Origin of the sequence: Trichocoleus sp. DQ-A1 (assembly GCF_039961955.1) — a bacterium.
Lineage (GTDB): Bacteria > Cyanobacteriota > Cyanobacteriia > Cyanobacteriales > FACHB-T130 > FACHB-T130.
Genome location: NZ_JAMPKE010000009.1, coordinates 1 through 17,896, shown reverse-complemented (window position 1 = coordinate 17,896; position 17,896 = coordinate 1). Strand labels below are relative to the sequence as shown.

Genomic DNA, 17,896 nt, shown 5'->3' with positions numbered 1-17,896 from the left:
ACCCTTCCTGAACTAATCAGCTAACGAGAATTGCGTCGAAAAGTTTCAGAAGTTTCAAGTCCTCAAAAGCCTGGAAATCGCGGTATTTTTCCAGCTCATGCTTGCTTTTCGGGAAAAAGATACCAAGCCCCGAAAAATTTTCATATTCTGGAATAGGGCGAAATAATGTACCATTTTGTTTTACTTTATAAATGATTGAATTATTTAAAAAATCAACGAATTCATTGTATCTATTTTGATTTGCGCCTGACTGATTGGTGATAGTTTGAAAAAATGAGACAACATCGACAAACCGTTCGCCCATATACTTATAAGTTGTCAGGTTGCTCAAATTTATATTTTTTATATTAGCTGCCAGAACTGCATCAATAAGCGGATTAATTTTTGCAGATAGTTGCGTGATAGCACGATTATTGATAGCGGTATAGCTATGGTACATATCGCTAGATTCAAACTCCATAATCTTTTCTGCTAGCTGTTCTCCACTAATTTCTGGTTGACGCCCCAAAAAATTAAATAATTGCTCGTAATAATAATTGGGAACACCTAGCAGTAATTGGGAAGAAAGAGTATATTTCGCTGTATCTCGAAAAGTATAGTTGGCTTCAATAGTTCCTTTATTGCAATTTTGAAAGAAAACTAACTCTACCCGCTTGCCTACTTGCTGATTAAAATTTGCGATCAGACCGCTTAATTTTTGGATATTCATCCACTGAGTTTTTAAATTCAAGCCTGGTTCAGGGTGTTCATCTGGGCTAATTTCATCTAAACGACCCCCATGTCCTAAGAATACAATTGCCCATTTTTTAGCTTGAAATTGCGACTTAGCCCAATTAAGATATTCAGAAAAAGCTTCTTCACTGGCGCTGTTTGCTGTATTTAAGCTTTGAGTAGAAATATTTCCTTTAGTAAGGATGTTTCTTGAAATTTTTTTAGCTCCGCTAAAATCAGATTGTATCGCTACAAGAATATTATCGCTATTCACACTTTTGGCAAGCATATCCATAATAGAACGGCCAAACTTTGAGAGGTCGTTATCATAAGGCATCCAATATAAAAAAATCCATTCGTAGAGTCGCTTATTGCTCATGCTTGTAGCAATAATATCTGGCTGATTTTGACTGAGTAAAATCAGGTTTCCTAAAAAGGATGCACTACCTAACGCCGAATACTGAAGCAACTTTCTGCGCTTCATAGAGCTAGTAACTCAGTAGATTATGGATGAATGCTTCGATGTTAACCCCTGGCAAAGCAAACTCGCAAGAGCAAGCGACACCCTTTCCTTCGTCGGTGCTTACCAATTTGCTCATCAGCAAGATTAAATTTTGAACTGCCAAAATGCTAAGGATGCTCAGAAGAGGATTTAATTGCGATCGCTCTGTTGACTCAGCCTTTACCTCAACCGAGTCGCTACCTGCACTCGGCTAGTGGAGTGCCATCTTTGGTCTTTCCAGATATCAAAAACATCATTGTTTCGACTATCAACTCGATGACATCCCATCCAATGCTTGTCATCTCTGGCTCGTAAAAATGTTGCAGCCTTGACTCGAATATCATTATGCCATGTCTTATCATCAACTTTCCATACCTGGAAACAATGATGATTTATGCTATCAAGTTTGCAAAATCTCATCCAATGGTTGTCATCTTTACCTTGTAACATTAAGGCTTTCTGAACAACAATTGAACCATTTTCAATTCCAGCTTTAAGAGATTTAATTTCCACAAAAGCCGCCTTAACGGTGTCTTGAGCATTTTTAGATTCTTTGTGAGCATATTCAGCTATTTTTTCGGCTTGTTTTACTGCATTCTCCAAGCGTTCATTGGTAGCCTGAAGTTCTGCTTTTATCACAAGAGGCTCTGCTTTAATAGCTTGAAGCTCATCTTTCAGAGTTTTAATTTCTGTCTTACAAACTTTTATTTCTGTTTGAGCAGCCTGAAGTTCTTTTTTCAGATTTTCCTGAGACGCCTGAAGCTCTTTTAATATCTGTATTTCTGCATGAAACTGTTCGCGTGTTCGTTCTAGTTCTGCGATTGCTCTTTCGTAGTACCCCAGTGGCGTTTTCCAGTCACCAGCACCAGCTTTACTCATAAAAAACCTCTTTCTTATTTTATGTATCCTCTTTATCTGTCAAAAATCGCTGCGACTTCTCAGGCTTTAGCAAAAGAGGTTCGGTAGAATTATAAGTCTTGATTGTTCCGCGCCAAAACTCACAAAGTACGCCATATTTAAGCCAATCTTGAATAGCTATCCTTTTCAACTCCGGAGATTTTTTCACTAAAGCAGCCATCATCGCTGCATTGTGTTGAAGTTGCCCATAAATCTTCAGTACATCGTCAATAGAACTTTTCTCATTCAACTTGCTCAATTCATAGCATTCGCTTAGTTCATAAAGTTCAATATCCGAAAGCCTAGCACCCGGCTTCAATCCAATTTTGAGCCTCTGTCTACATTTATCAAAAGGATTCGGCAAAGCGTGAGCTAAATGCTTCTTTAACTCATTCCGAATCTGTTCAAGTTTCCCGTCTATCGCTTCGTCTATCTTATCTACAAGCTGATTAGCATCTTTAAATAATTTTTCTTCTAGCAAATTAATTTCCGCCAACATTGGTGCGATTAACTTGTTATTAATTTCTCCGGGAGTAAATTGACTACCTAACTTTAAGGCTTCCATTACTACTAAAGAAATTTGGTTGATTCGATTTTCTAAATAGTTGTCAGCTATTCTGATAGTTTCTCTTACATCTCTAAGCGCTGCTACTCGCACTTGATTAATGTTTTCTAAAGCATCCTTTACTTTTTCATCACTCTGGTTGAGTAGAGATTCGATATCACCTATCGTCTTAGTTTCTAATTCCTCCATTTCATTTTTTGCTTGTTTGATTCGGTTTTGAGCTATGTAATCAAGCTTGTCAGCTAAAGGATATAGTTTTTCATCAAACAATTCACCTATTTCTTTCCCTGCCGATTTTACGAAATCCTGCGAAACGTTTTTAGAAGCACGTTCTAATTTTTTAATAAAATCTCCAAAGAGCCATCCCAGCATTTCTTACCATCCTTGCATCGCTAAGCTGGCAGCAAACTTCATCAAAGTCTATCTCACTAGCTGCTTTTGCGGTTTCAGTACAAATACTGAAAAACCCGATTTCTATAAGAAACCGGGTTTTTAGAAACGCGATAAAACGACATTTCTACACAAAATCAGAGAGGGGGCTAAAATGCGTCAAGCCACTTATCGATAATGAAGTTGATAATGCTAATCTACACATTAAACCGGAACAGCATTACATCGCCTTCTTTGACAATATATTCCTTCCCTTCACTACGGACTAAGCCTTTTTCCTTCGCAGCATTCATGGAACCAGTTGTTACTAAATCTTGGTAAGCAACTGTCTCCGCCCGAATAAAACCGCGTTCAAAATCAGAGTGAATGACTCCTGCTGCTTGGGGTGCTGTCATTCCGGCATGAATCGTCCAAGCGCGAGTTTCTTTTGGACCAGTTGTAAAGTAGGTACGCAAGCCTAAAAGTTCGTAAGTGGCGCGAATCAGAGATTTTAATCCGCCTTCTTCCACTCCAAGAGAACCCAGAAATTCAGCTTTATCTTCTTCTGGCAATTCGACTAATTCCGCTTCCACTTGGGCAGAAACAATGACGACTTGTGCGTTTTCTTGAGCCGCAATTTCCCGCACTTGTTCTACATATTTATTGCCTGTTGCCAAATCATCCTCAGAGACGTTGGCAGCATAAATAATTGGTTTGCCTGTGAGCAATCCTAATCCTTTGAGCGATTCAGCTTCTTCTTCATTTAAGTTAGCCCGCCGCGCTGGTTTGCCTTCATTTAATAAAGCGCTCAATTTTTCTAGCGCAGCGAGTTCAATCTGTCCTTCTTTGCTAGTACGGGCAGCTTTGCGAGTGCGCTCAATACGTCGCTCTACTTGAGATAAATCTGCTAAAGCCAGCTCCAAATTAATAATGTCAATATCTCGCGCTGGATCAACAGATCCGGCAACGTGGATAATGTCATCATTCTCGAAACAGCGCACTACATGAACAATGGCATCAACTTCCCGAATGTGGGACAAAAATTGATTACCCAGTCCTTCCCCCTGACTAGCACCTTTCACTAAACCAGCAATATCCACAAACTCAACCCGCGTCGGGATAATTTGCGCCGAACTGGAAATATTAGCCAGGGCGTTTAACCGCTCATCTGGCACCGACACGACACCGACATTGGGTTCGATGGTGCAAAAAGGGAAATTGGCAGCTTCAGCCTTGGCATTGGCAACCAAGGCGTTAAATAAGGTAGATTTTCCGACGTTGGGAAGTCCGACAATTCCGGCTCTAAGCATCTTAGTTCAAGAGGTAAAACTGGGTAGAATCAATTAGATAGGTTCAGGAATCGGTTGAGGAATCGGACCTGGAACCGGCTGGGGAATGGGCGCTGGCACTGGCTCTGGCACAGGTGAGGGAATCGGCTGGGGAACGGGGGCTGGCACTGGCTCTGGCACAGGTGAGGGAATGGGTTCTGGTACAGGTCCCGGTACGGGTTCTGGTACTTCTGGCGGCGATCCAGGAATCGGATTAGGCTCCGATCCGGGGATCGGGCTGGGGATGGTTGGTTGGGGGATAGGATTAGGACTGGGATTAATCATGGCGATCGCATTGAACAATTTAACCCTATCAAAATAGGTAAGAACGCATAACAATGACATCCCCCGGAATAACGACATTCCGTGACACTTACACTTGAAGATTCATCCAACCGCATCCAAACTCATTACTGTAGCAGGTATTGAGAACGCATTAACTCGTCTGCGATCGCTTTTCGATGCAAGTTGAACTGCCCCTACGAAATTGTTGGGCAGAAACGATCTATCCTAAACCGGCAAAGGCAAAAAGCGCTCGGATTTTCTCCCCCGCTTAGCTTCCGGATATCACCGATTTTAGAAAAATTTCCAGCATGGATTTTATCCCAGGGTCTCAAACAACTACCCCATTAGTGGACGCCCTTCAAGCGTGCGCCAAGAAGCATCATGCACCCTTTTACACGCCCGGGCACAAGCGGGGGCAAGGAATTTCCCAGCGGTTAGCGGATTTGCTCGGAACCGCCGTGTTTCCAGCAGATTTACCAGAATTACCGGAGTTAGATAACTTGTTTGCCCCACAAGGCGTGATCCAAGAAGCCCAGGAACTGGCAGCGACAGCGTTTGGGGCAGAACGCACTTGGTTTTTGGTCAATGGTTCGACTTGTGGATTAATGGCGGCAATTTTAGCTACCTGTGGTGAGGGAGACAAAATTATTCTGCCTCGGAATATCCATTCCTCGGCAATCCACGGTTTAATCCTTTCGGGTGCGATTCCGATTTTTGTGAATCCAGAATACGACCTAGAGCTAAATATTGCCCACAGTATCACCCCATCGGCGGTAGCAGACGCCCTGCAACAGCATCCGGACACCAAGGCGGTGATGATGGTTTACCCAACTTACTATGGCGTTTGCGGGGATATCAGAGCGATCGCGCAAATTGCTCATCAGCACGGTATCCCTTTGCTCGTAGACGAAGCCCACGGTGCCCATTTTGCCTTTCATCCAGATTTGCCCACTTCTGCCCTCGCCGCTGGAGCCGACTTAACGGTACAATCCACCCACAAGGTACTGGGGGCACTCACCCAGGCATCAATGCTGCACGTCCAAGGCAATCGAGTTAATTGCGATCGCTTGAGCAAAGCTTTACAACTGTTACAGTCCACCAGTCCCAGCTATTTGTTACTAGCTTCGCTGGATGCAGCGCGTCAGCAAATGGCATTGCATGGGGAAGCGTTAATGGCGAAAACCTTACACTTGGCGGAGGAAGCAGCTACCCAAATTAGTCAAATTCCCGGTTTATCTGTGTTAAAAACTGCCAAAACACCGGGTTTTGTTGCCCTTGACAAAACGCGGCTGAGTGTTAAGGTTTCTGACTTAGGTTGGACGGGGTTTGAAGCGGATGAAATTCTCCATCAACAGCTAGGCGTTACGGCTGAGTTACCATCGCTGCACAGTTTGACTTTTATCATCAGTTTGGGAAACACTTCATCTGATATTGTGCAGATGGTATCGGCACTCCGAATTTTAGTCCAAGAGCGATCGCCCACCACATCAATAGCCCCATACCTGGATGTCTTCACCAGGTGGAAAGCTGAATTTCTTCAGATTCATCCTTCATCCTTCGTGCTTCATCCTTCCATCTCTCCCCGTCAAGCATTTTTTTCCCAAACCCAAACGTTGCCGGTGGAAAAGACTGTAGAACGCATCAGTGCCGAACTTATTTGTCCCTATCCACCCGGAATTCCCGTGTTGATGCCAGGGGAAGCGATCGCTCCCTCCGCCTTGGATTACCTGCAACAGATTCTCGCCTTGGGTGGAAGTATTACGGGTTGTAGCGATCCGACCCTCAAAACGTTAAAGGTTGTTCGCTAATTGGAGACAGGCTTAAACTCAAAACTTAGACGCGAGCGATCGCGTCTCTACTACTCAAAACTTCAGACGCGAGCGATCGCGTCTCTACTACTCAAAACTTAAAACTTTCTATGTGGCCCTACGTAACTCCTGGTATCCCAGATGACCTCTTCGAGCGGTTGCCCGGTATTCCCCTCAGCAAGCGCGAGGTGCGGTTGCTGTTGATTTCCTTACTCAGACTCAAACCCGATTCTGTGTTGTGGGATATTGGCGCGGGAACCGGCACGATCCCCGTAGAAACCGGCTTATTGTGTCCGAAAGGTCGAATTATTGCCGTAGAACGCGATGAGGAAGTGGCAAGTTTGATTCGTCGTAACTGCGATCGCTTTGGGGTTCGTAATGTCGAAGTCGTTGAAGGAAGCGCCCCAGAGTGCCTAAAAGACTTACCCGTTCCCCCCCATCGGGTTTGCATCGAAGGCGGACAACCCATCAAGGATATTCTCAAGGTCGTTTGGCAATACTTAGAACCCCAAGGTAGGGTGGTTGCAACGGCGGCTAATCTAGAAAGTCTCTATGCCGTTTCCGAAGGCTTCGCCGAATTACAAGCTCGAAATATCGAGGTGGTTCAATCTGCCGTCAATCGTTTGGAAACGCGAGGCACCCATCAGATCTTTGCCGCAGTCAATCCAATTTTTATCTTGAGTGGCGAGAAACTGGATTGAAAATCTTAATCTAAAGGCTAGAGCAGCATTCTTGACGATTGAGAACACAAAAATTCCCGTTAAGATGCGTACCATCAAGAAATTTATTTTTTGTCGGGATTGACGAACGGTGTCAGGAGAAATGAGCAGGATGCTGAAAAAAAGCGTTGGCTTTATTCTAAATTAACGGCACCAATTGCCTAAATCTGTTTTAGATCGGTTAAAGTGTGCAAAAGTAATTCTTAATCTTATTAAGACTAGATTAACTTCGTTGTTGCGGTCTCAAGAGCGCATCTTATGCCTTGGTCTCGTATTTTTAGTGGAATAGTCGCGATCGCTGTCGCCCTCCTGATGCTCTTTTTTGGAGGATGGTTCTTTACAGTTGGTCTGTGCATCATCGTCTATCTCGGTCAGTTAGAGTATTTTCAGATGGCGCGAGCCAAGGGCATGGCACCCGCTGGCAAAACTACTCTGGTAGTGAGCCAAGTTCTGTTAATCACAGCGTCTCTGGCACCAGCCTTGACAGATGCCATGTTTCCCCTGGCAGGAACGTTGATTTGTTTCTATCTTCTGTTTCAGCCCAAGCTTGCCACAATTGCCGATATTTCCGCCTCTATATTGGGGTTGTTCTACGGCGGCTATCTGCCCAGCTACTGGGTGCGCCTGCGCGTCGGACTCGCTCCCGCGATCGCGATTGCAGAGCCATTGAATGGCTATTTGCCCGCTTCCTGGCACGAACTTAGCACTTTGCCCCAAGGTTTGACGGCAACGCTTTTGGCCTTCCTCTGTATTTGGGCTGCTGATATCGGTGCTTACATCTTTGGTAAATTCTTTGGTCGCACGCGCCTTTCTGAGATTAGCCCCAAAAAGACTGTCGAAGGAGCTGTATTTGGGGTTCTTGGCAGTGTGGTAGTGGCAATTGCTGGAGCTTGGTATCTGAATTGGCCCAGTTGGCAGTTCAGTGGCTTGGCTTTAGGGCTGCTGGTTGGGATTGCGAGCTTGCTGGGAGACTTAACGGAGTCGATGATGAAGCGAGATGCTGGGGTAAAGGACTCAGGGCAACTGATTCCGGGTCACGGCGGCATTTTAGATCGGGCTGATAGTTACGTGTTTACCGCTCCCCTGGTGTATTATTTCGTCACGCTCTTGTTACCTTTATTACCCCGCTAGAAAAGTCTTTCTACACGATTGGGGCAATTAGTAAGCAAAGCTTAATGGTGAAAATCTCTTTTATCTGCCTCTTTTGTGTACCTCAGTCCTAGCCAACCCTCCGTCCTAACTCCTCAGTCCTCAGCCCTCAGTCCTAACTCCTAAGTCCTATTTTTATTCGGCTGGAATGACATTAATCCGTCCGCGACAAACTAACTGACCCGGAATCACAGTTAATTCCTGAATATCTACTTCTGGGCCTAAATCTATCTTGAATTCATCCAAATTGCCTCGGAGCAGTTCCTGTTGCGTCTCGATACAGGGGGACTCTAGAAGCAGTTCGTGAGGGCTAGCTAACTTTAGACCTGTCCGCAGCACTAGAGGTGTAGCGTTACCCGATGGGTCTGTTAAAGTGCCGCTGAGTTTCAAACATTCCGGATCGATGGTAATCTGTTGCCAACTGATTTGCTGGTCTTTTAAGATGTCAGCTGGGTGCGTTGGAACTGCTTGGAGTAGTGTCCCCAGTAAATCAGTTAAAGCAGTGGCGAATAAGGGTGCTTGGAGAGATGCCTTAAGGTCTGTCTCCTCTAGTATTAGCTCACCGGAAACGGGGATGGGTTCGAGAAGGCGTAAAGGTTTACCTCTAAGAACTTGACCCAGGTTGATGCGAATGTTTTCTCCGGTTAACTGAATGCGTGACAGATGCAGTCCTTGATACACTGCATGGTTGGCGGCAATAAAAACTTGAGGAATATAACCTGTAAGGATTTGGCGATCGCCTCCGGAAATTTTAAACTGGAGGTTTTCAACTTGCGAAACTTGCGATCGCAACCACAGCCGCAACGCTGGTGATAATGTTGTGCTGATAATCCTGCTCCCTTGCTTAGATGTCAATGGCTTTCTTCCTGTAATATTTGTACATAGTCTAATTAGAGGTCAATTTTGGGTTTTAGACTGGCGATTCCTTCAAAATCCTAAATCTAAGATCAAAAATCCCTAATAGTCTAGCCGAGGCACTGCCTCAACAAGCTAAGCCCTAACCTTTATTCATTCGTCGCTCGATTTCGCCTATGGCCGAAAGGCTACAAAAAATTCTTTCCCAATGGGGTATTGCCTCCCGCCGCCAAGCTGAAAAAATGATTGAAGCAGGGCGCGTGCGGGTCAATGGTACTGTTGTGCATCTGGGGCAAACAGCAAATCCAGAACAAGACCGGATTGAAGTTGATGGCAAACTTGTACTCCCAGCTCATCGTCCTCAAATGCTCTATATCTTGCTTTACAAACCTGCTGGGGTAGTTTCTACGTGCCGCGATCCTCAAAAGCGCCGCACGATTCTTGATTTACTGCCTCCTGCACTCCGAGAAGGTCAGGGATTGCATCCAGTTGGACGTCTAGATGCCGAATCCACCGGCGCGTTATTGGTCACAAATGACGGTGAAATGACGCTACGCTTGACCCATCCTCGATATCATCTTCCTAAAACTTACCAAGTTTGGATTCAGGGTCATCCCCCAGAAGAGGTACTAAAATCCTGGCGTCAGGGTATTCTACTGTCAGGGAAAAAGACATTGCCTGCTCAAGTTCGCGTTTTGGATGTGCGGGGTTCTCAAACCTGCTTGGAAGTGATTCTTACAGAAGGGAGAAACCGACAAATTCGACGCATTGCCGAGCAACTGGGCTATCCCGTCATTCATCTACACCGTGCCGCGATTGGTCCCATTTGTTTAAAACGAACAGGGGAGCCTATGTTCCCTGGTACATATCGTTTTCTTGAAGATTTTGAAATCAGTTTTCTACAAAACCAAGTCAATCTAACATCAATAGAAGTGCCAGCAGACATCAAGGAGCGCCGTGTATGAAGGAGAATCCACTTCATCTTCAACAGCAACAAATTGAGAAGCTAAAAGAACTGGGGTCTCGCCTCCGCCAGGTGCGTGAGGAACAATCTCTGTCCCTAGAGGAAGTTGGCGACAAAACCAGGATTCAAGTTCGTCTGCTCAAGGCAATTGAGGAAGGTAGGCGCGAAATCTTGCCTGAACCCGTCTATATTCAAGGCTTTATCAAGCGGTATGCTGATGCACTGGGATTAGATGGGGTAGAGTATTCTGACACTTTTCCCAGTGGGCCGATTTTCCAGCTTATTAAGCCGACCTGGCGGTATTATTTGCCATCAGCTCAGCTGCGACCGATTCACCTTTACTTGATCTATGTGTTTCTGGTGATTGGTGCAGTGAACGGTCTGTCTTACGTGGTGAATCGTCCGGCTTTAGAAGTAGGAAAGGGCGGGACTCAAGAGCGATCGCCTAGAGAGTCTCTCGCCAAAGCTAATGCAGCCAATACAGACTTGCAAGAAAAACTAGGGCCGTTTACCCCAGCAGTATTCAGCAGCAATACCAGTCAAACGGGTAAGCCGGTACGGGTTGGCGTAACCGTCAAAACCCCATCATGGATTCGGGTAGTGGTGGATGGCAAGACGCAGTTTGAGGGAACGCTCCCCCAAGGCACTCAGCGCATCTGGGTTGCAGAGGAGACACTGATTGTAAAAGCTGGTAATGCGGGTGGTATCCTAGTCGCTTTTAATGATGAAAAGGCAAAGAAACTGGGTGCCCCCGGTAAAGTTCGAGAAGTAACCTTTGCCGCTAATCCTCCTGGGTCTTAATGAGTGCTGAGAACTGTGAGGGTCGAGACGCGATCGCGTTTTTCTTCAAAGACACGCGATATACACCAGTGACGCAAGCGATCGCCCAAGCCCTCACCCCTCAGTCCTCACCTCTCGACCCCGATCCCTCAGTCCTCAGTCCTCAGTCCTCAGTCCTCAGCCCTCACCCCTCAGTCCTGATTCTTAATTGGGGCGCGACCGAAAGTTTCAGTTAGAGTTTTGAGACGATAGCCGATCTCTTGGTTCACGGCTTCAGGTCGATACCGCCACTCCCAATTTCCCTCTGCTTTGCCGGGAAAATTCATTCGGGCATCGCCCCCCAATCCCAAAAGATCCTGAAAAGGAATAATTGCCTGATTTGCCACCGAAGCCATCGCCAGCCGGATCGCATCCCAGTGGATGCCGTCGGAACTGATGCAACCCACATAACGCAGGAGATTCTCCCTTTCATAGTCTGAAAGTTGATAGAACCAGCCTACCGTGGTGTCATTATCATGGGTGCCGGTGTAAACCACACAGTTGCGCGGATAGTTAAAAGGCAAAAAGCCGTTGCCAGAATCCGAACCAAAGGCAAACTGTAAAATCTTCATCCCCGGAAATTCAAACTTATCTCGCAGCGCCTCTACCTCTGGGGTAATCACGCCCAAATCCTCTGCCAGGATAGGAAGCTTGCCTAATTTGTCGTTCAGTAGCTTAAAGAAAGCTTCTCCAGGAGCCTCAATCCACTCCCCATTCATAGCAGTCGTTTCGCCCTGCTTAACTGCCCAGTAGGCTTGGAAACCTCGGAAGTGGTCAATCCGAATAATGTCAATGTAATCTAACAAAGATTCAAAGCGCTGTATCCACCACTTAAAGTTTTGCTGCTGCAACTTTTCCCAGTTATAGACTGGATTGCCCCACAACTGGCCTGTGGCGCTGAAGTAGTCCGGTGGAACTCCAGCCATCAGCGCCGGTTCCCCCGTCTGTTCGTCCAAGCAAAAGATATCTGGATGTGCCCAGACATCGGCACTATCGTGAGCCACATAAATTGGAATATCGCCAATAATCTCAATACTGCCCAAGTTGGCATAGCTTTTTAGTTGAGTCCATTGCCGGAAAAACTCAAACTGCAAGTATTTGTGGTAATAAATCTCATCATTCAGCCGCTGCCGCCACTGTTCTAAGGCTTCCGGTTGGCGTTTAGCAATTTCCGGTTCCCAGTTATACCAACTAGCGTGTCCCTGAGCTTCCCGGATCGCCATAAATAAGGCATAGTCATCAAGCCAATGAGCCGCCTTGCAAAAACTTGCAAATTCCTTTTGCTGTAAGGTTGATGCCTGGTTTTTAAAGTTTTCGCAGGCTTTAGCGAGCAAAGGCATTTTGGTCTGGATCGCCCGCTCAAAATCCACCCTGTCTAGGGAAAATTCTGGCAATCCAGAAAAATCATCCTCGGTAAGTAACCCCTCGTCGCGCAGCTTCTCAGGACTAATCAGTAAGGGATTTCCCGCCAATGCTGAATAGCACATATAGGGAGAATTGCCATAGCCGGTTGGTCCTAATGGCAAAACCTGCCAAAATTGCTGGGAACTCTCCACCAAAAAATCAATAAAGCGATAAGCTTCTAAACCGAGATCGCCGATGCCAAACCGGCTAGGAAAACAAGTGGGGTGTAGCAAAATGCCACTGGATCTAGGAAACGGCATAAATAACCTGATGGAGAGGATGCAAACGATTTGACATTATCACGGTACGCAGAAGTTTGACACTCACTCCTAGGGCGGGTTGCATTGGGTAATTCAGCCGTCATAAATGACAGCGATCGCGGCAGAATAAATTCAGCCTTTTTTCCCTCGATCCCGCTCGTTTAGGGGCAATATATCAGAATGACTTACCGAAACCCTGCTCCGACTGTCGATATCATTATTGAACTAATCGATCGACCGCATCGACCGATTGTATTAATTGAACGCCAAAATCCACCTTATGGTTGGGCAATTCCGGGTGGGTTTATTGATTACGGAGAGAAAGCGGAAGCGGCGGCGCAGCGCGAAGCGGCGGAAGAAATTAGCTTACAGGTAGAGTTAATTGAACAATTCCAGGTGTATTCCGATCCCAACCGCGATCCGCGAAGTCACACGATGAGCGTTGTGTTTATCGCAACGGCGACGGGCGAACCTCAAGCGGCTGATGATGCCAAGGCGGTTGGAATTTTTGAACCTTGGCGAATTCCCACGGATTTATGCTTCGATCACGACAAGATTTTGCACGATTATTGGCGTTATCGGCATTACGGGATACGTCCTCGATTGTCTTGAGGCAGTTTATAGCCAATGGGTAATGGTTTTTTAGCTCAGGTTAAACTTAAATACAAAAGGGATAAGCCATAACCTGCCGCTACTCGCTATGATGCAACTTCAGAGAAATCGCACGTTTGCCGCTACTCTGCTTCACCGGCGGCAACGACTTGCCGAGTTAATTGATTTTCCAGTTATTCTCTGGTCTGGGCGTAGTAGTTCCCGAAATTATCCAGCTAATACTTTCCCATTTCGCGCCAGCAGTCATTTCCTCTATTTTGCGGGGCTACCTCTGGAAAATACGGCGATCCGACTCGAAGCTGGGAAACTAGAATTGTTTATGGATGATGAGTCTCCTGCCAGTGCCCTCTGGCATGGAGAAATGCCGAAACGTGAGGAAAGTGCCCAGGCGATTGGGGCGGATGCGGCATTTTCGATGGCAGAATTGGAGTCACGCTCAGCGGATGCCGCGACGATCTCCGTGCAGGATGCCGCGACTAGGCAGCAACAAGCGCAGATAATGCATCGCGCGATCGCATCCGCAAATGCCTCTCAGGGAATTGACGGGAAGTTAGCACGAGCTATCGTATTTTTGCGACTCAGCCACGATGCAGGTGCTTTGGCAGAATTACGACAAGCTGCATCTGTCACCGTGGAAGCTCACTTAGCGGGAATGGCTGCCACAGCCAGCGCTAAGTTGGAGGCAGGTGTGCGTGCGGCAATGGAGAGCAGCATCATCTCCAATAATATGAGCTGCGCTTACCCCAGCATTGTCACCGTTCACGGGGAGGTTCTCCACAATCAGCAGTATTGGCACCCCCTGCAATCGGGAGACTTGCTGTTGGCGGATGTGGGCGCTGAAACATCAATGGGCTGGGCAGCAGATGTCACGCGCACTTGGCCTGTATCGGGGAGGTTTTCTTCTACCCAAAGAGACATTTATAATTTGGTTTTGGCAGCTCACGATGCTTGTATTGCCAAAATCCGCCCGGATGTGGAGTATCGGGAGATTCATCTACTGGCAGCGACTGCGATCGCCCAAGGGTTGGTGGATTTAGGTATTCTGCGGGGCAATGCGGAAGATTTGGTAGAAATGGATGCTCATGCCTTGTTTTTCCCTCACGGAATCGGTCATTTAGTGGGTTTGGATGTCCACGATATGGAAGATTTGGGCGATTTGGCGGGGTATGAAGAGGGGAGAACTCGAAGCGATCGCTTTGGTTTAGCTTACCTGCGGCTCGATCGCCCCTTACGCGCTGGAATGTTAGTCACCATTGAACCAGGATTCTATCAAGTTCCGGCAATTTTAAATGACCCCAATTTCCGAGCAAAATATCAGGATGTGGTGAATTGGGATCGCCTCTCTCACTTTGAAGATGTGCGCGGGATTCGCATAGAAGATGATGTTCTAGTCACCCAATCAGGCAGCGAAGTTCTTACAGCAGCATTGCCAACCGATGCCGATGTAATTGAGTCTTTGGTTAAGAAGGAATCCCGCGTTTTCTTCGGAACCGGGCAACCAATGACTGGAAAAGCACCCGCCGGTATTCCCACTTTTATTAAGCGTTGTCGCGCAATTTTTGAACAAGTTAGTCCCCAATTGATGAAGGATTATCCTGACTGGTTTATCGCGATTGAGGCAGATAGCGGTGAGTATTTTCTGGATGTAGATCACAAGGTTGCCAAACAAAAGGCGCTTGAGAAATACCCGGATGGGTTAATTTCTACTTTACAACTGCTTAAATAAGTTCGTGCCGGTAAGAAATCCTTTAGGGAAAGGGTAAATAAAATTTTACCTTTTCCCCATTTGTTTTTTTCTTAAAAGATTGATTGGCTTGATTTTGGACGTGTTGTAGCGATTCTTATGCTTAAATGAGCGATTAGCTAAATGAATGATGCTGGTATTCTATGCAATGATTCAAAACTTTAAAAAACAATTTTTTTGAAAAATGTATTGCAAACAACTACTAGCTATGCGTTGAAAAGGTATTCTTAAAGTAATGAAAATATATCTCAAAAAAATATTACTAGTCAGTTCTTTATTATTAATTTCAGTTTACCAAAAAAAATCAATAAAGTCCATAGTATTCAGAAAAAAACTTTTTTGAATGGGTGAATTTCTAACCCACCCATTCAAACCGAAAAGTTCATTGATAAGAGCTATTGAGCCTTTAATTTCCGTTCTTTCAGTTTCAGTAAGATATCGGCATGAACCTCACGAGTCAGAGGATAAAAGTATGCCAGGATTAATCCACAAATTAGGGCAATTGTTGGTAGAGGTCCGATGGCGATGCGAATCGCTAAAAGTGCAGAATCCGGTTGAATTGGGGCTAAGTTCTCTGGGGTAGACCGAATATATTGATTCCACTCCAGGCTTTTCAAGACTAAAGCCACGGCAACAGCTAAACTGACTTTTTGCAAGAACACCATAAAGCTGTAAAAAATCCCTTCCCGCCGCTGTCCAGTTGTTAGTTCATCTAATTCAATCACATCTGGCAGCATCGACCACGGGATCAAATAAGCTGTAGAAACGCCAAAACCTGCCATCACTCCTAACACGTACATGAAAGCAATTTGACCGGGCTGTAAGAAAAACAATCCCGCCTGGGCAATAATCCACACGCTCATTCCCATAAAATATACGGCTTTTTTACCGTATCGCTGGCTAAGCTTACTCCAGATAAACAGCATCAACAATGCTGTTCCCTGCACCGCTAGAATGACTTGGGCAACGACTGCATCGCTTAAGCGCATCCAACTGAGAACAAAATAAGGAATGATAGCCGCTGTGACCTGGACAGCTAACCAGGAACACAGATAAATTCCAACAACATATAAAAAGGGGCGATTGCTCAAAACAATCCGTACTTGTTCCAAAATTGGGAGGGAGACAGGTTGCTCAAAGGTGGGATTTTGTGCCGCCCTTGCCAAAATGCGATCGCGTGTCCCCCAAATACACCAATAAATCGGTAAGACCGACAAGATTGCACAAACGACGCCCATCACCAAATATTGCTGGATGCGGTCATTAGGAATCAAAGCGGCGATGATTCCGAACACAATCACAGATACGATACTTCCCCCAATCGAGAAAGCAAACCGATAGCTGTTGAGATTGGTGCGTTCGTTGTAGTCCTGAGTCAGTTCTGGAGTTAGGGCAGTGTAGGGTAAATTAACAGCGGTGTAAAACGAATTAAACAAAATCGAAATGACTATGTAATACCAGAACAATCCCCATTGATTTGCAGAGTCATTGGCGCTAAATCGAGGAACTAGCCACTGCAAAAAGAACGTGATTCCAAACGGAATCGCCCCATATAACATCCAGGGAAGCCGACGCCCCCAGCGTGGCGAGTTTGTTCTGTCGCTAAGCACCCCGACAACCGGATCGTTCACCGCATCCCAAACCTTGCCAATCAGGAGAATCCAAGTCGCTAGTCCAGCGGCGATTCCAGCGACATCGGTCAGAAAATAGGCGGTATAAAACACCCCAATATTTGCGGTGATCGCAGCACCTACATCACCGGCACCATAAGCCAGTTTCGTACTTAACTTTAGCTTTTCGCTGTCGGGTGTCGCGGGGGAATGCTCAGAAGAGGAATCACTCATGGCAGTTGGCTGATGGCAGGGGGATTGAAAATTTCAAAAAAGTATCGCATCTGTCTCCCAAGAGCGGGAATTTTATAGCATTTGTTCTATAGCATTTGTACTGTTCTCTAAACCTGTTCAATTGTGCCTGTTATGCCAGAGCTTTACGTGTCATGGTCAGAGTACCACCAAAAAATCGAACAGTTGGCGGCAATCATATATCAATCCGGCTGGGAGTTTAACCAGATTGTCTGCCTTGCCAGGGGCGGTCTACGGGTGGGTGATATTTTATCGCGAATTTACCACAAACCGTTGGCAATTTTAGCTGCCACTTCTTACGGCGGCACAGGCGATCGCTTTCGAGGTTCTCTCGCCTTTGCCCGCGACCTCACGATGACTTCCCCTCATCTGGGTAGCCGCATTCTCCTGGTGGATGACTTAGTGGATTCTGGCATCACCCTCCGGGAAGCCATTCCTTGGCTGAAACATCATTATGCGGCTGATGTCGAGCAGATTCGATCCGCCGTCATCTGGTACAAAGCTTGCTCTGTCATCGCGCCTGACTACTATGTGGACTATCTCCCGGAAAACCCCTGGATTCACCAACCCTTTGAAAAATACGAACAGGTCGATCCCTCAGAGTTAGCCCAACGCTATGCTGCTGTTTCAGCGACCAAATAACACCAACCAAACCGGCAGAGTCAATAGGAGTCCTATCGTCCCGACAACCAGTGCCGTCACGGTTAAATCTCGGTCGAGATTGTAGGTTTCTGCCAAGATGAGGGTGGCAAACGCTGGAGGCATTGCCATCTGTAAAACAATGACCAGATGGGGTGCCCCACTCACACCCAGCAGCCCAACCCCAACGCCCAGTACCAGCGGAACGAGCAGCATTTTAATCCCCAAGCTCACAGATGCCGAAGGGAGGCTACCCCAGGAAGAAAGCTGGCTGAGGCGCATACCGATTAGCGGTGCTTAAACGAAAAACAAGACTCTAAAAAGGTATAATACAGGCATGGCAACCATTTCACGTTATGGTTTGATAAATGAAAGAGACAACTCCCGCCGCCATGCCCCCTTGC

The 17,896-nt window shown here is 46.2% G+C and carries 16 protein-coding genes and 2 pseudogenes; 10 read left to right on the top strand and 8 right to left on the bottom strand.

Features of this window, described 5'->3' with window-relative positions; genetic code table 11:
* Positions 1-16 precede the first annotated feature (16 nt).
* The 4 genes from NDI33_RS11045 to ychF form a co-directional block, all read right to left on the bottom strand.
* Positions 17-1,195: a clostripain-related cysteine peptidase gene (locus NDI33_RS11045; RefSeq protein WP_190675519.1), complete on the bottom strand. Its 1,179-nt coding sequence runs from the start codon at positions 1,193-1,195 to the stop codon at positions 17-19.
* Between the two features lie 198 nt (positions 1,196-1,393).
* A complete protein-coding gene (locus NDI33_RS11040) occupies positions 1,394-2,092 on the bottom strand; it encodes a hypothetical protein (protein WP_190675517.1) in 699 nt (232 codons plus the stop codon).
* Between the two features lie 19 nt (positions 2,093-2,111).
* Positions 2,112-3,047 carry a hypothetical protein gene (locus tag NDI33_RS11035; RefSeq protein WP_190432278.1) on the bottom strand — a complete coding sequence of 312 codons (936 nt, stop codon included), beginning with the start codon at positions 3,045-3,047 and terminating at the stop codon, positions 2,112-2,114.
* A gap of 215 nt (positions 3,048-3,262) precedes the next feature.
* A complete protein-coding gene (gene ychF / locus NDI33_RS11030; RefSeq protein WP_190432280.1) occupies positions 3,263-4,354 on the bottom strand; it encodes a redox-regulated ATPase YchF in 1,092 nt (363 codons plus the stop codon).
* Positions 4,355-4,439: 85 nt separating this feature from the next.
* Between ychF and NDI33_RS11025 the strand changes: the two genes are divergently transcribed.
* The 4 genes from NDI33_RS11025 (at position 4,440) to NDI33_RS11010 (ending at position 8,315) form a co-directional block, all read left to right on the top strand.
* Positions 4,440-4,694, top strand: coding sequence for a hypothetical protein (locus NDI33_RS11025; protein ID WP_190432282.1), 255 nt, complete (start codon positions 4,440-4,442; stop codon positions 4,692-4,694).
* A gap of 271 nt (positions 4,695-4,965) precedes the next feature.
* Positions 4,966-6,465, top strand: coding sequence for an aminotransferase class I/II-fold pyridoxal phosphate-dependent enzyme (locus tag NDI33_RS11020; protein ID WP_190675515.1), 1,500 nt, complete (start codon positions 4,966-4,968; stop codon positions 6,463-6,465).
* A 110-nt stretch (positions 6,466-6,575) separates the two neighbouring features.
* On the top strand, positions 6,576-7,166 hold the full coding sequence (gene cbiT, locus NDI33_RS11015; RefSeq protein WP_190411764.1) for a precorrin-6Y C5,15-methyltransferase subunit CbiT: 591 nt from the start codon (positions 6,576-6,578) through the stop codon (positions 7,164-7,166).
* Positions 7,167-7,442: 276 nt separating this feature from the next.
* The gene (locus NDI33_RS11010) at positions 7,443-8,315 is read left to right on the top strand and encodes a phosphatidate cytidylyltransferase (protein ID WP_190411763.1); all 873 of its coding nucleotides are present in this window, start codon (positions 7,443-7,445) and stop codon (positions 8,313-8,315) included.
* 153 nt (positions 8,316-8,468) lie between these two features.
* On the opposite strand, the gene NDI33_RS11005 is transcribed toward NDI33_RS11010, so the two are convergent.
* Positions 8,469-9,188, bottom strand: coding sequence for a DUF2993 domain-containing protein (locus NDI33_RS11005; protein ID WP_190675513.1), 720 nt, complete (start codon positions 9,186-9,188; stop codon positions 8,469-8,471).
* 176 nt (positions 9,189-9,364) lie between these two features.
* Between NDI33_RS11005 and NDI33_RS11000 the strand changes: the two genes are divergently transcribed.
* Genes NDI33_RS11000 through NDI33_RS10990 form a run of 3 tightly spaced genes read left to right on the top strand, consistent with a single transcriptional unit; the run spans position 9,365 to position 11,168 of the window.
* Positions 9,365-10,153 (top strand): pseudouridine synthase, encoded by a 789-nt coding sequence (locus tag NDI33_RS11000; RefSeq protein ID WP_190411761.1) that lies wholly within the window; start codon positions 9,365-9,367, stop codon positions 10,151-10,153.
* Positions 10,150-10,953 carry a RodZ domain-containing protein gene (locus NDI33_RS10995; protein WP_190411760.1) on the top strand — a complete coding sequence of 268 codons (804 nt, stop codon included), beginning with the start codon at positions 10,150-10,152 and terminating at the stop codon, positions 10,951-10,953. The genes NDI33_RS11000 and NDI33_RS10995 overlap by 4 nt, the downstream gene beginning before the upstream one ends.
* A complete protein-coding gene (locus tag NDI33_RS10990; protein ID WP_190411759.1) occupies positions 10,953-11,168 on the top strand; it encodes a hypothetical protein in 216 nt (71 codons plus the stop codon). Before NDI33_RS10995 ends, NDI33_RS10990 begins: the two co-directional genes overlap by 1 nt.
* Here NDI33_RS10990 and malQ read toward each other — a convergent pair.
* Complete coding sequence (gene malQ / locus NDI33_RS10985; RefSeq protein WP_190675511.1) at positions 11,124-12,635, bottom strand: 4-alpha-glucanotransferase; 1,512 nt, start codon at positions 12,633-12,635, stop codon at positions 11,124-11,126. The genes NDI33_RS10990 and malQ overlap by 45 nt on opposite strands.
* A gap of 180 nt (positions 12,636-12,815) precedes the next feature.
* Here malQ and NDI33_RS10980 point away from each other — a divergent pair, with 180 nt between their 5' ends.
* Both NDI33_RS10980 and NDI33_RS10975 read left to right on the top strand, forming a co-directional pair.
* The gene (locus NDI33_RS10980; protein ID WP_190675509.1) at positions 12,816-13,247 is read left to right on the top strand and encodes an NUDIX hydrolase; all 432 of its coding nucleotides are present in this window, start codon (positions 12,816-12,818) and stop codon (positions 13,245-13,247) included.
* Between the two features lie 88 nt (positions 13,248-13,335).
* Positions 13,336-14,709 (top strand): annotated as a pseudogene (locus NDI33_RS10975) (aminopeptidase P family protein); the annotation flags it as partial.
* 677 nt (positions 14,710-15,386) lie between these two features.
* Here NDI33_RS10975 and NDI33_RS10970 read toward each other — a convergent pair.
* Entirely contained in the window at positions 15,387-16,835 is a 1,449-nt protein-coding gene (locus NDI33_RS10970) for an MFS transporter (RefSeq protein ID WP_190675508.1), read from the bottom strand.
* 132 nt (positions 16,836-16,967) lie between these two features.
* On the opposite strand from NDI33_RS10970, the gene NDI33_RS10965 reads away from it, so the two are divergent.
* Positions 16,968-17,495, top strand: a complete 528-nt coding sequence (locus tag NDI33_RS10965; RefSeq protein ID WP_190427180.1) for a phosphoribosyltransferase — start codon at positions 16,968-16,970, stop codon at positions 17,493-17,495.
* On the opposite strand, the pseudogene NDI33_RS10960 reads toward NDI33_RS10965, so the two are convergent.
* Positions 17,481-17,783: pseudogene (locus tag NDI33_RS10960) on the bottom strand (AEC family transporter); the annotation flags it as partial. The gene NDI33_RS10965 and the pseudogene NDI33_RS10960 sit on opposite strands and share 15 nt — an antisense overlap.
* Positions 17,784-17,896 lie beyond the last annotated feature (113 nt).

Excerpts from the sequence above, each read along its gene's own strand:
- NDI33_RS11040 (WP_190675517.1), bottom strand. The coding sequence starts at position 2,092 with ATGAGTAAAGCTGGTGCTGGTGACTGGAAAACGCCACTGGGGTACTAC.
- NDI33_RS10990 (WP_190411759.1), top strand. The coding sequence starts at position 10,953 with ATGAGTGCTGAGAACTGTGAGGGTCGAGACGCGATCGCGTTTTTCTTC.
- NDI33_RS11035 (WP_190432278.1), bottom strand. The coding sequence starts at position 3,047 with ATGCTGGGATGGCTCTTTGGAGATTTTATTAAAAAATTAGAACGTGCT.
- NDI33_RS10995 (WP_190411760.1), top strand. The coding sequence starts at position 10,150 with ATGAAGGAGAATCCACTTCATCTTCAACAGCAACAAATTGAGAAGCTA.
- NDI33_RS11010 (WP_190411763.1), top strand. The coding sequence starts at position 7,443 with ATGCCTTGGTCTCGTATTTTTAGTGGAATAGTCGCGATCGCTGTCGCC.
- NDI33_RS11020 (WP_190675515.1), top strand. The coding sequence starts at position 4,966 with ATGGATTTTATCCCAGGGTCTCAAACAACTACCCCATTAGTGGACGCC.
- NDI33_RS10965 (WP_190427180.1), top strand. The coding sequence starts at position 16,968 with ATGCCAGAGCTTTACGTGTCATGGTCAGAGTACCACCAAAAAATCGAA.
- NDI33_RS11025 (WP_190432282.1), top strand. The coding sequence starts at position 4,440 with ATGGGCGCTGGCACTGGCTCTGGCACAGGTGAGGGAATCGGCTGGGGA.
- NDI33_RS11045 (WP_190675519.1), bottom strand. The coding sequence starts at position 1,195 with ATGAAGCGCAGAAAGTTGCTTCAGTATTCGGCGTTAGGTAGTGCATCC.
- malQ (WP_190675511.1), bottom strand. The coding sequence starts at position 12,635 with ATGCCGTTTCCTAGATCCAGTGGCATTTTGCTACACCCCACTTGTTTT.
- NDI33_RS10970 (WP_190675508.1), bottom strand. The coding sequence starts at position 16,835 with ATGAGTGATTCCTCTTCTGAGCATTCCCCCGCGACACCCGACAGCGAA.
- cbiT (WP_190411764.1), top strand. The coding sequence starts at position 6,576 with ATGTGGCCCTACGTAACTCCTGGTATCCCAGATGACCTCTTCGAGCGG.
- NDI33_RS10980 (WP_190675509.1), top strand. The coding sequence starts at position 12,816 with ATGACTTACCGAAACCCTGCTCCGACTGTCGATATCATTATTGAACTA.
- ychF (WP_190432280.1), bottom strand. The coding sequence starts at position 4,354 with ATGCTTAGAGCCGGAATTGTCGGACTTCCCAACGTCGGAAAATCTACC.
- NDI33_RS11000 (WP_190411761.1), top strand. The coding sequence starts at position 9,365 with ATGGCCGAAAGGCTACAAAAAATTCTTTCCCAATGGGGTATTGCCTCC.